The sequence below is a fragment of the Carboxydocella sp. JDF658 genome, assembly GCF_002049395.1.
Lineage (GTDB): Bacteria > Bacillota.
On sequence record NZ_BDLR01000038.1, the window covers coordinates 22,520 to 33,653 of the forward strand.

General features: G+C 52.7%; 11 protein-coding genes and 1 other annotated feature. Of the genes, 6 read left to right on the plus strand and 5 right to left on the minus strand.

Annotated features, from left to right (window positions below):
- Positions 1-12: 12 nt before the first annotated feature.
- Positions 13-1,914: a proton-conducting transporter membrane subunit gene (locus JDF658_RS07500; RefSeq protein ID WP_079907032.1), complete on the minus strand. Its 1,902-nt coding sequence runs from the start codon at positions 1,912-1,914 to the stop codon at positions 13-15.
- Positions 1,915-2,074: 160 nt separating this feature from the next.
- Positions 2,075-3,205, minus strand: a complete 1,131-nt coding sequence (locus JDF658_RS07505) for a glycosyltransferase (RefSeq protein WP_078666576.1) — start codon at positions 3,203-3,205, stop codon at positions 2,075-2,077.
- An 84-nt stretch (positions 3,206-3,289) separates the two neighbouring features.
- On the opposite strand from JDF658_RS07505, the gene JDF658_RS14420 reads away from it, so the two are divergent.
- Positions 3,290-3,493, plus strand: coding sequence for a hypothetical protein (locus tag JDF658_RS14420; protein ID WP_159071952.1), 204 nt, complete (start codon positions 3,290-3,292; stop codon positions 3,491-3,493).
- 52 nt (positions 3,494-3,545) lie between these two features.
- Positions 3,546-4,376 (plus strand): flavodoxin family protein, encoded by an 831-nt coding sequence (locus JDF658_RS07510; RefSeq protein ID WP_159071951.1) that lies wholly within the window; start codon positions 3,546-3,548, stop codon positions 4,374-4,376.
- Between the two features lie 114 nt (positions 4,377-4,490).
- Here the strand turns inward: JDF658_RS07510 and JDF658_RS07515 are convergent, their stop codons facing one another.
- Positions 4,491-4,757, minus strand: a complete 267-nt coding sequence (locus JDF658_RS07515) for an HPr family phosphocarrier protein (RefSeq protein ID WP_078666578.1) — start codon at positions 4,755-4,757, stop codon at positions 4,491-4,493.
- Positions 4,758-4,955: 198 nt separating this feature from the next.
- On the opposite strand from JDF658_RS07515, the gene JDF658_RS07520 reads away from it, so the two are divergent.
- Positions 4,956-5,804: an MTAP family purine nucleoside phosphorylase gene (locus JDF658_RS07520; RefSeq protein ID WP_107754078.1), complete on the plus strand. Its 849-nt coding sequence runs from the start codon at positions 4,956-4,958 to the stop codon at positions 5,802-5,804.
- A complete protein-coding gene (gene trmL / locus JDF658_RS07525; protein ID WP_078666580.1) occupies positions 5,797-6,258 on the plus strand; it encodes a tRNA (uridine(34)/cytosine(34)/5-carboxymethylaminomethyluridine(34)-2'-O)-methyltransferase TrmL in 462 nt (153 codons plus the stop codon). The genes JDF658_RS07520 and trmL overlap by 8 nt, the downstream gene beginning before the upstream one ends.
- Here trmL and JDF658_RS07530 read toward each other — a convergent pair whose 3' ends face one another.
- Together JDF658_RS07530 and JDF658_RS07535 are read right to left on the minus strand one after the other, a co-directional pair.
- Entirely contained in the window at positions 6,259-6,894 is a 636-nt protein-coding gene (locus JDF658_RS07530; protein WP_078666581.1) for a LysE family transporter, read from the minus strand.
- Positions 6,887-7,438: a Uma2 family endonuclease gene (locus JDF658_RS07535; RefSeq protein ID WP_079907034.1), complete on the minus strand. Its 552-nt coding sequence runs from the start codon at positions 7,436-7,438 to the stop codon at positions 6,887-6,889. The genes JDF658_RS07530 and JDF658_RS07535 overlap by 8 nt, the downstream gene beginning before the upstream one ends.
- 87 nt (positions 7,439-7,525) lie before the next feature.
- Positions 7,526-7,752: a binding site (T-box leader), on the plus strand.
- Between the two features lie 53 nt (positions 7,753-7,805).
- Here JDF658_RS07535 and JDF658_RS07540 point away from each other — a divergent pair.
- Both JDF658_RS07540 and JDF658_RS07545 read left to right on the plus strand, forming a co-directional pair.
- Positions 7,806-10,460: a valine--tRNA ligase gene (locus tag JDF658_RS07540; protein WP_079907035.1), complete on the plus strand. Its 2,655-nt coding sequence runs from the start codon at positions 7,806-7,808 to the stop codon at positions 10,458-10,460.
- A 214-nt stretch (positions 10,461-10,674) separates the two neighbouring features.
- Positions 10,675-11,134, plus strand: a 460-nt coding sequence (locus JDF658_RS07545) for an aldehyde ferredoxin oxidoreductase N-terminal domain-containing protein (RefSeq protein ID WP_278308014.1), incomplete at its 3' end; no start/stop codon positions are given.

Consider the following 11,134-nt stretch of genomic DNA (forward strand, 5'->3'; position numbering starts at 1 on the left):
TTTCTCTCCTCCCTAATTTACCCAGATCAAGAGAATGACCAGAGTAATCAGCATATAGGCCAGATAAGTCTGCAATCGACCGGTTTGTACGCTGCGCAGTTGATCGACTACCACCATCACCTTATCCCAGAGGGGGCGATAGAGATGGTCTTCCACCCGGGCCGCGAAAGTCCAGCGGCGGAAGAGGAAGGCCAAAGGCATGGTGATGCCACTGGCGCTATATTCCATGCGCGGGGTTAGCTCGATACCACAGCCCCAGGTAGGAGCCTGCCGCACCGGCAAATTGTTGAGGGCCCTAAGGCCCAGGAACAACAAGAGGCCCAGCAGGAGTAACTGTCCGCTTACCAGCAGCAAACTGCCAGCAGGAACGGGGCTGTTGACTGCCAGTACCTGTCCCAGTAACCAGTGGTAGACCTGCGGCCCGCTCAGGCCCAGGACCAGCAAGAGCAGGGCAGCCAGAGCCATAGGCAAGCGCATGGCGGCCGGGACTTCGCTGGCATGGGCCGCTTTTTCACTGCGGGGAGTGGCTAGAAAAGCACCGGCATAGGCTTTGCTCAGGGCAGCCAGAGCTAGAGCACCGGTAAAGGCCAGGGCCACTGCTGCCAGGGTAGCGAAGACGGCAATCGCTCCTTGTGGCTGCAGGGTAGAGTTCAGCTGCAACAAGGCCCGATAAATTTGCCATTCACCATAAAAACCGTTGAGAGGGGGCAGAGCGCTTAATGCCGCAACGGCCAGGAAAAAGGTAACTCCGGTCCAGGGCATCAGTTTGGCCAGCCCCCCCAGTTCATCGAGATTTTTGGTATGGGTACGATAAAGCACGGCACCAGCTCCGAAAAAGGCCAGGGACTTCATTACAGCATGGTTAAGGGCATGCAATAAGGCCGCTCCTAAGGCCAGCTCAGCCAGCTGGGTCTGACCTGAACTGCGGGCAGTTAAGGCTGTGCCCAGCGCCAGGAAAATGATACCGACATTTTCAATAGTGGAAAAGGCCAGTAACTGTTTGAGGTCCCGGCAGCCCAGAGCGAAGAGCATAGCCAGCAGGGCTGAGACAGCCCCGAGACTCAGTACCAGCAGGCTCAGGAAAAGGGAAGGCTGGGCGGGCAGCCATTCCCAGGCCAGGCGGTAAAACCCATAAACAGCCAGTTTGACCATCACCCCTGACATCAGGGCCGACATATGGCTGGGGGCTACCGGATGGGCCCGGGGTAACCAGATGTGCAGGGGGACTAGACCGGCTTTAGTCCCAAAGCCAACTAAGCCAAAGAGGAAAACCAGAGTCATAAGACTGGGACTGAGCTGTGCTTGTGACCAGTGGGCAAATTCCCAGCTGTTGCTGGTTTTATAGAAAAGCAAAAAGGCAGCGGTAATAAAGGCTGTGCCAATATGAGTCATAACCAGGTAGACAAAACCGGCTTTCCGCACATTCTGGCGGTCATATTCAAACACCACCAGAAAATAGGAGAAAAGGGACATCAATTCCCAGCTTAACAGGAAGAGTAGACCATTGCCGGCGGTAACTACTAAAGCCAGGCTGGCCAGGAAAAGATTAAAACAGAACCAGAGGGTACCAATGGGTTTATGTTCCAGGTATTCCTGGCAGTAGCCCAGGCCATACCAGGAAGCCAGGGTACTACCCAGGCCGATGAGTAGCAGAAAAAAGCCTCCCACAGGATCCAGGTACCAGCTGAAAGAAGCCAGGAGAAACAAACCGGCTCGACTAAGCTGTACTTCCAGACCAGAACTGATGGTGATAAGTGCCAGCACCAGTAAAGTTGAAGAAGACAGCAAAGCCGAAATGGCACCCAGTCTGTGGGAGAGGGTTGGTTTGCGCTGAGTGATTAAAGATAGTAGGCCACCAGCCAACCAGAGCCCAATTGCAAAGAAAAAAATGGAAACTAGCCAGTCACTTGACACAATTTACACTCCTTTCCAATTAAAGTTTAAAAAAAGAGAAAGCACCGACCGTCTGTGGGAACAGCCAGGCGGTGCAATGTATTTTATGTTGTTTTTTTGATACAAACTCTGTCTTCTAGTATAATATCTTATTTTCAGACAAGTCAAGACAAAAAAGCGATTATTTTTTCACAAAGCCTTTTGCGATGATCTTTTCCACAATTTCCTCAGCTGCACGGGGGCGACCCAGGTAGGTGGCCATTTCCACCATATGCCGCTGGCGCAGGGGATTGGCCAGGAATTGTTCCAATACCACCGGAATTTCTTCGGTTTCAGCAGCCAGCAGCGCTACACCGTGATTGAGGAGAAAGACGGTATTGCGTTCTTCCTGGCCAGGGATGGGATTGACAATAAGCAGGGGCAGGCGGCAGGCCAGGGCCTCTGCTGTAGTCAAACCACCGGGTTTGGAGATGAGCAGGTCAGCAGCCTGCAGAAAATCGGGCATATTTTCCACATAGCCATAAACATGCAGAGGGATACTGGCGGGAGTCATGGCTTCCAGTTTCCGTCGTAATTTTTCGTTTTTGCCTGTAATAGCAACAATCTGCACCTGCAAACCTGAAGCCAGCAGTATCTGTGCAATTTCTTCCAGTGCGCCCAGACCAAAACCGCCCCCGGACAGAAGCATAAGAGGCAAGTCAGGACTAAGACCCAGTTGTTGACGCAGCTGGAGTTTGTTCCGCTGTCGGGCAAACTGCTGCCGTAACGGAATGCCCAGCGGCCAGACCCGCTCGCCGGTAAAGCCGTTTTTTTGCATGACCTTGAGCAGTTGGGGGCTAGGGATGACATAATGATCCACCCGGGGGTGGAGCCAGAAAGGGTGGATAGTATAATCGGTAATAATCCCGATCAGAGGGATATCCAGTTTTTCTTCTTCTTTTAAAACCGAAAATATGCCACAGGGGAAGGCATGGGTAGCGATGATAAGGTCAGGACGAAAATCTTCCACCAGCTTAGCCAGCTTGGGGGATAAAAGCTTATTCAAAATATAATTGAAGTCGATGAAGTTGTCCCCTTCCTCAGCCTGACGGTAGAGATAGCCCCAGACTTTAGGGGTGAATTTGATGGTTTCCAGATAGCTGCCTTTTACTACCTGATTCAAGAAAGGATTTATGTAACGGAAGGTGTCAATGGTTTTAAAAACTGCTCCGGGGAAGCGCTCGGCCAGAGCCTGCTCCATGGCCAGAGCGGCCAGGTCATGGCCGGCGCCGATAGAAACTGAACAGAGAAGAATACGCGGTTGGGTTGCCATGGTTTTTCACCTCCGCTTTCCAGTTTACCATGTTCTGTGCTATAATAGCAATGTAACCAGCCTGAAGGTTTAAGGGGGGAAAACATGAAGATTGCGGTATGTGACCGCTGTCAGCGGGAGGGGGTAGAAGGCCTGTTGTGCCGACACTGTGATACCTCTTACTGCTATGACTGTCTGGATTTGCATCCGGAGGATATTCGCCTCTGTCAGGAATGCGGCGAATTCATCTGTGATGAATGTATCCAGGGTATGGTTGAATGCGACCTGGTCAAGCGGGAGCGGAAGTAAAATGAGAGATAGATTCATCGGTTTGGGTAGAGGGGAAGAAGGGGGAAATAACATGAAAAGAGTGCTGGGAATTATAGCTACTGCCCGGCGATTTGGCAACAGTGAACTGATGGTTAAACACATTTTATCCCGTTTGCCGGTTCAGGTGGAAAAGCGGATGCTGAATCTGGCTGAGCTGAAACTGGAATATTGCCGGGCCTGTTACAAATGCCTGGAACCGGGGCAGAGCTGCCCCTTACCTGATGACCTTAATTTCGTGCTGGAGGAAATCCGCCAGGCTGATGCCATCGTGCTGGCAGTTCCGGTCTATTTCCTCGGTCCCCATGCTTCCTTGAAGGTATTTGCTGACCGCTTGCTGGGAGTGGGGGCCAACAGTGAACAATATGCAGGTAAGGCTTGTGTCACTATTACTACCTATGGCGCTCCCGGCTGGATGGGCTATGCCCAGGAAGTGGTGGATATGTTGCCCAAACTTTTCCGTTTCCAGCATGTAGGAAGCTTGCTGGTCCATGCCGCTTTGCCGGGAGAAGGATTGGCCAATCCGCAGGTAGTAGCGGAACTGGACCGGCTGGCCCGGGCTTTGCAAACAGGAGGAGAAGTTACCCGGGCGCCTTTTGCCTGTCCTGATTGCGGCAGTGGCTATGTTCGCCTGCAGCAGGCAGATGCTTTTCTTTGCCCGCTGTGCGGGAGCACCGGCACTGTAGGTCAGGCAGGGCTGGAGCTGGGAGAGTCCCGCCAGCAGAGCCGTTTTAGTCCTGAGGGGCTGAAGGAACATTTCAATCACTGGCTGGTGGAAATGAAACAGAAGTTCCTGCAAAACCGGGTTCAGCTAAAGGAAGTGCAAAAGCCCTACCGGGGACTGGACTGGTGGGTGCGGAAATAGAGGTACGAAGTTCGAGGTTTGAGATTAGAAATAAAGGAGGCCTTGTCTTTTGACAAGGCCTCCTTAAGCTAGGGTAAATGGTGTCTGGTTAAATAAATGCTGGGTTGTTGCTGCTTACATTTCATCTAAAGGAGACTGGACCAGAGTTGTGATGGTTGCTACGGCCTGTGCTGCGTCTTCACCACTAGCTTTCACTGTAAGAATATCACCGGGCCGGGCGGTTAAAGTAAGGATGCCCATCAGGCTGCGGGCATCTACCTCTTTTTCGCCTTTGGCCAGTCGGATATCGGCTTTAAAACGGCTGGCAGCCTGGATCAGTAATGCGGCTGGCCGCGCGTGCAAGCCGGTAGGATTTTTCACAGCGGCAGTTTGTTGAACCATGTCGACCCCTCCCTGCGTAGGTCTCACTATCTATCCCAACCATTCAAGGTGGAATATCTACCGTTCACCTTTATTTTACTACCATTCACCGACGTTTGACAAGGGGGTAAACGGAAAAAATTTTGGGGTAAACGGTTGTTTTTTGGGGGTGAACGGTTAAAATAATAAGTTGAGTGGTAATTACCAGCAAAGGAGGCAATCAGATTGGCTAATATACCTGTAGCACAATGGGCTATAATTGGCGGTTCCAGTACCAATTCCATCTCCTTTCCCCGGGACTTGCCCTGGCCGGGCCTGGAGATTATTGCGGAAGACCTGGTTTTTGCTACCCCCTGGGGCAGTTCACCGCCTTTTACCTATTTCCAGCTGGGGGAGAAAAAAGTGCTGACCTGCCGTATGCATGGCTGGCGGCGGGGAGTGAGCCGGGCTGATGCTTCGCGCCAGGTGTTCTGGGTCTTGCGGGAGGCTGGAGTACATACAGTGCTGGCCGAAGGAGGGGTGGGGTCAGTCAATCACCTCTTGCGGCCAGCGGATGTAGTAATACCCAATGATTATATCGACCAGTCCATGCGCAAGGATGTGGAACTGGATGGCCGTTATTTGCTGGTAATGCGGCAGGCCCTCTGTCCGGAATTGCGTCGACTACTGGTTCAGGCGGCGGAAAAATACGCAGCCGGACGGGTGTTTGATCGCTCTATCTATGCCTGTACTGATGGCCGTCATTTTGAAAGCCCGGCGGAAGTGCAGCTCTTAAAGCTGGCCGGGGCTGATGTGATTGGACAGAGCATCTGTCCGGAGGTGTATCTGGCCCGGGAGATTGGCGCCTGTTATGCCCGGGTGGATCTGGTGGTCAATTATGCGGAAGGAATTATCAAGGATTGGGAGCATGAAGAGCTAAAGGAGCTGTTCTACGGCCAGAGTCAGCGTATAGGCGCCATATTACTGGAAGCTCTGGCGGCAGCCCCTGCCGCCAGAGAGTGTGGTTGTGCTGATTTGCGCAAACCGACTTTGCTCAAGGAGATGCAAGGAGAGGAAAAGGATGTTTAATATCGTTCTGGTCGAGCCGGAAATACCCCAGAATACCGGCAATATTGCCCGTACCTGTGCTGCTACCGGCGCTAGCCTGCACCTGGTTCATCCCCTGGGGTTTTCCGTGGATGACCGTTCCTTGAAAAGGGCGGGCCTGGATTACTGGCACCTGCTGGATGTTCATCATTATGATAACCTGGAGCATTTCCTGGCTGTGCACGGGGGTAAAACCCTCTGGCTGGCTACCACCAAGGGCAGTGTCTGGCATACGGAAGTCAGCTATCGGCCGGGGGATTTTCTCCTCTTTGGCAAGGAAACCAAAGGGCTGCCGGCAGAATTGCTGGCAGCCCGTCCCCATCACCGCATTCGCCTGCCCATGCGGGAAGATGCCCGCAGTCTCAATCTTTCCAATGCGGTGGCGGTAGTAGTTTATGAAGCTTTGCGGCAAAACAATTTTGCCGGCTTAAAGTAATTAGCGTAACCAGCCCCAGCCCTGATAGATAAAGGTCAGGCTGATATAAATCAGGAAAAGACCGCAGATGCGGATAATCCAGGTATAAAGCCGCGGGCTCAGTAAACGCCGGCCATGGGTGAGAGCCAGAATTACCCCACCATACCAGACCAGGTCGGCAGCAATATGGCCGGTATAAAAAGCGCCTATCCCCCAGGGGCCTAGAGGCCGGCTGAGGGCTATATAGCTCATGCCGATGGTGGCCCACCAGAGCCAGAAATAAGGGCTGCTGGCGGAAGTTAAGGAGCCGGCCAGCCAGGGACTGAGTCTGACTCGGGCGCTGCTTTCCACCGTGGCGGCCAGTTCTGGATTAAGCTGGCTTTTCAGCATATCATAGCCCATCCAGGCCAGCACCAGGCCGCCGATAACGGCGATTATGCCTTTGACCAGTGTTTGTTCCAGCAGCTGGCCTACCCCCAGCAATAACCCTATTAACAGGGCCAGCTCCAGTAAAGCATGGCTGACCGGCAGGGCCAGGGCGGTACGCCAGCCCCGGCTCAGGCTTTCTTTGATTACCATGGTCAAGAGGGGACCGGGCATAATCGCTCCGGAAAAGCCGATCAGGAAGGAGGTTAGAAACAGTTCAGAGCTATTCATCGAATAATTCCTCCAGGTTAATGGCTAAATCGGGGAAAAGGCTGAAAGTAATGGTACCGCCAGTATAAACTTCTGGCTCACCATATTGGTAGTCCTCATTCAGCAGGTAACGGGTTAGCTTGCGGCTTTGAGGGTTGACAATCCAGTATTCTTTAACCTTAAACTGATGATAAAGGTGAAGTTTTTTCACATAATCCATGGCGGCATTGGAAGGGGATACTACTTCAATGATCAGATCCGGTGCACCTTCACAGCCGCGTTTGCTTAATTTGGCTGGGTCGCAGATTACCGTAAGGTCAGGCTGTACTACATCATTTTCGGAAAGATAAACATCAAAGGGAGAAAGATAAACCTCACAGGGACCGCCCTTTTTAGTTAAGTAATTACCGAGATTTAAAAAGAGTTTACCAATAATCTTCTGATGCTGCCGCGAAGGAGCCGGAACCATGGCATAAAAACGGCCCCCGATCAGTTCCACCCGTGCCCCTTCATCCAGGTCCAGATAATCTTGAACAGTATATAGCTTTTCCTGTTGCGGTTCCATTCTCATCCCTCCCTCATTTTCATTATACCCGTTTTGGGGTGTGTTGACAAAAGATTTCCTTTTTCATAAAATATTGTACATAATCAGGGAAAGGCAATGATGGGGAGGAGTAGGCGAGCCTACCTCGACAGAGAGGAAACCCGCAGGCTGAAAGGTTTCCGGGGGAATGCGCTGAAGGTCGCCCCAGAGCTCTGCTGTTGAAGAAAAGTAGACAGCAGCGGGTCTGCCCGTTACAGCTGCAGAGGGTTTCTCTGCTGTTCCGGCAGGGAAAAACTAAGGTGGTACCGCGGAAGCCTGGCTCTTTCGCCCTTAGGGGTGAAAGAGCCTTTTGTTTTTAGAACATATTCGTATAGAGGGGAGAGCAATTATGACCACTGCAACCAGAAGCGGCCAATTACCTACAACCTATAACCCCCAGGAAGTGGAAAGCAAATGGTATTCCCGCTGGGAGGAAAAGGGCTATTTTCATGCTGAGGTTGACAAAAACAAAGAGCCTTTCAGTATCGTGATGCCCCCGCCCAATGTGACCGGGGCTCTGCACATGGGCCATGCCCTGGATAACACCATGCAGGATATTCTCATCCGCTGGAAGCGGATGCAGGGTTACAATACCCTCTGGATGCCGGGCACTGACCATGCCGGAATTGCTACCCAGGCCAAAGTGGAGGAACAGCTGGCCAAAGAAGGTTTGTCCAAGTATGACCTGGGCCGGGAGAAATTTCTGGAACGGGTTTGGGACTGGAAAAATACTTATGGTGACCGCATTACCAAACAGTTGCGCCGCCTGGGGGCTTCCTGTGACTGGCAGCGGGAACGCTTTACTATGGATGAAGGCTGCTCTAAAGCGGTCAGGGATGTGTTTGTGGAGCTCTATAACAAAGGCCTCATTTACCGGGGCAGTTATATCATCAACTGGTGTCCCAAGTGCATGACCACCATTTCCGATATCGAAGTGGAGCACGAGGAGACAGCCGGCAAGCTCTATCACATTGCCTATCCGGTCAAGGATAGCCAGGAACGCATCATTGTAGCCACCACCCGCCCCGAAACCATGCTGGGGGACGTAGCCGTAGCCGTACATCCGGAAGATGAGCGCTATCGTCACCTGATCGGCAAAACCTTGATTCTGCCTATTCTGGGTCGGGAAATTCCGGTGATTGCTGACGAATATGTGGAAAAGGAATTTGGGACCGGGGCGGTGAAAATCACGCCAGCCCATGACCTGAATGACTTTGAAATTGGTCAGCGCCACCATTTGCCCCAGATTACTGTCATGACCAGAGAAGGTTTGATGAACGAAGAGGCCGGGCCTTACCAGGGGATGGAACGCTATGCCTGCCGGGCCCAGATAGTCAAAGATCTGGAAGCCCAGGGTTACCTGGTAAAAGTGGAAGACCATACCCATGCCGTTGGGCATTGCTACCGCTGTGATACTGTGATCGAACCCATGGTTTCACCCCAGTGGTTTGTCAAGATGAAGCCCCTGGCCGAACCTGCCATCAAGGTAGTGCAGGAAGGGAAACTGCGGTTTGTGCCGGAGCGTTTCACCAAAATCTACATCAACTGGCTGGAAAACATCAGGGACTGGTGCATTTCCCGCCAGCTCTGGTGGGGGCACCGCATTCCCGTCTGGTACTGTCAGGATTGTGGGGCAGAAATCTGTGCCAAGGAAAACCCCACCAGCTGTCCGCACTGTGGCAGCACTAACCTGGAACAGGACCCCGATGTGCTGGATACCTGGTTCAGCTCCGCCCTCTGGCCCTTTTCCACCATGGGCTGGCCGGAACAGACAGAGGAACTGGCCCATTTCTATCCCACTTCAGTGCTGGTCACCGGCCGGGATATCATTTTCTTCTGGGTGGCCCGCATGATTTTCATGGGTCTCGAGTTCATGCAGGAGCGGCCCTTCAAGGAAGTTCTCATCCATGGGCTGGTGCTGGATGCTCAGGGGCGGAAGATGTCCAAATCCCTGGGTAATGGGGTTGATCCCATAGATATCATTGACCAGTACGGAGCCGATACCCTGCGCTTTATGCTGATTACCGGCAATACCCCCGGTAATGACCTGCGCTTCCAGCAGGAACGCCTGGAAGGAACCCGGAATTTTGCCAACAAGATCTGGAATGCTGCCCGCTTTGCTCTGCTCAACCTGGGGGACTTCAAGCCGGAGGAAGTGCAGCCGGAATTGGCCCTGGCTGATCGCTGGATTCTCAGCCGCCTCAATCACACTATTGAGGAAGTAACCCGGCAGCTGGGTCGCTATGAACTGGGGGAAGCGGCCCGGGTTCTCTATGATTTCATCTGGAGTGAATTCTGTGACTGGTATATTGAATTGATCAAACCCCGGCTTTACGGGAAAGAAACCCCTGGCTCCCGGGCTACGGCCCAGTGGACCCTCTGGTATGTGTTGAGCCGGACCATGGAACTGTTACATCCTTTCATGCCCTTTATCACCGAGGAAATCTGGCAGGCTCTGCCCCATCAGGGCGAAACCATCATGCTGGCCCCCTGGCCGCAGGTTAAATCTGAATTCAACGCCCCGGATGCGGAGGCAGCTATGGAATTACTGATGGAAGCCATTCGGGCGGTGCGCAATGTCCGGGCGGAGATGAATGTACCCCCTTCCCGCCAGATTGCAGCCATCATGGCAGCCAACCGGCAGGAAAATCTGGCGGTGTTGCAGGCAGGAGCGGGTTACCTCAAGCAACTGGCCGGTATCGGTGAGCTGGAGCTGGTGTTGACACTGCAGGAGAAACCGGCTCAAGCGGCGGCTGCAGTAGCCAAGGGAGTGGAAATCTACCTGCCTCTGGCCGGCTTGATTGATATCGAGAAAGAGAAGGAGCGGCTGGCTAAGGAACTGGCCAAAGTGGAAGAAGATCTGGCCCGGGTGGAAGCCAAGCTGAACAATGAAAGCTTTGTCGCCAGGGCCCCGGCAGCGGTGGTGGAAAAGGAAAAAGCAAGAGCGGCTGAGTACCGGGAAAAAGCAGAGGCGCTAAGGGAAAGGCTTGCTGCCCTGGGGTGATGAGATAGTCAAAATAATGGAGCTGTCCCTTGCGGGGCAGCTCTTCTTGTTGCTTGTAGTTGTTTCACCTTATGTATAGCTTACATACGGGCCTGAAAGTCTCACGATTATACTGAAGAAAAAGAAAATTGCAGAAAAGAAAACTTACCCGGCAGGAAAAACCTGCCTCTACGGCGAAATATTTACCTACATTTCGAGTAGAGGAGGGGTATTTGTGTCTAACGCTTATGCAGGCAAAATCCTGCGCATCAATTTAACTACCGGCTCTATCACAACAGAAGCCCTGCCGGTGGAGAAAGCCAGAGCCTTTCTCGGCGGCCGGGGCCTGGGGGGCCGCATGCTGGCCGAAGAAATTCCCGCTGGTATCGATCCTTTGAGTGAAGCTAACAAAATCTTTTTCATTACCGGTCCGCTTACCGGTACGTCTGCTCCTACTTCCGGACGTTACATGGTCGTCACCAAATCCCCCCTCAACAATACCATTGCCTCTTCTAACTCCGGAGGTTTCTGGGGCGCAGAACTGAAATTTGCTGGCTATGACATGGTGATTGTAGAAGGGAAAGCAGCCAAACCGGTATATATCTACATCAAGGATGACCAGGTGGAAATCCGCCCTGCCGACAAGTACTGGGGCAAACTGGTCAGTGAAACCACTGACGGACTTCTGGCTGAGG

What these genes read in the sequence shown, in the direction of transcription:
- JDF658_RS07515 (WP_078666578.1), bottom strand. Translation starts at nt 4,757, where the DNA reads ATGGTTCAACAAACTGCCGCTGTGAAAAATCCTACCGGCTTGCACGCG.
- JDF658_RS07540 (WP_079907035.1), top strand. Translation starts at nt 7,806, where the DNA reads ATGACCACTGCAACCAGAAGCGGCCAATTACCTACAACCTATAACCCC.
- JDF658_RS07535 (WP_079907034.1), bottom strand. Translation starts at nt 7,438, where the DNA reads ATGGAACCGCAACAGGAAAAGCTATATACTGTTCAAGATTATCTGGAC.
- JDF658_RS07510 (WP_159071951.1), top strand. Translation starts at nt 3,546, where the DNA reads ATGAAAAGAGTGCTGGGAATTATAGCTACTGCCCGGCGATTTGGCAAC.
- JDF658_RS07505 (WP_078666576.1), bottom strand. Translation starts at nt 3,205, where the DNA reads ATGGCAACCCAACCGCGTATTCTTCTCTGTTCAGTTTCTATCGGCGCC.
- trmL (WP_078666580.1), top strand. Translation starts at nt 5,797, where the DNA reads ATGTTTAATATCGTTCTGGTCGAGCCGGAAATACCCCAGAATACCGGC.
- JDF658_RS14420 (WP_159071952.1), top strand. Translation starts at nt 3,290, where the DNA reads ATGAAGATTGCGGTATGTGACCGCTGTCAGCGGGAGGGGGTAGAAGGC.
- JDF658_RS07530 (WP_078666581.1), bottom strand. Translation starts at nt 6,894, where the DNA reads ATGAATAGCTCTGAACTGTTTCTAACCTCCTTCCTGATCGGCTTTTCC.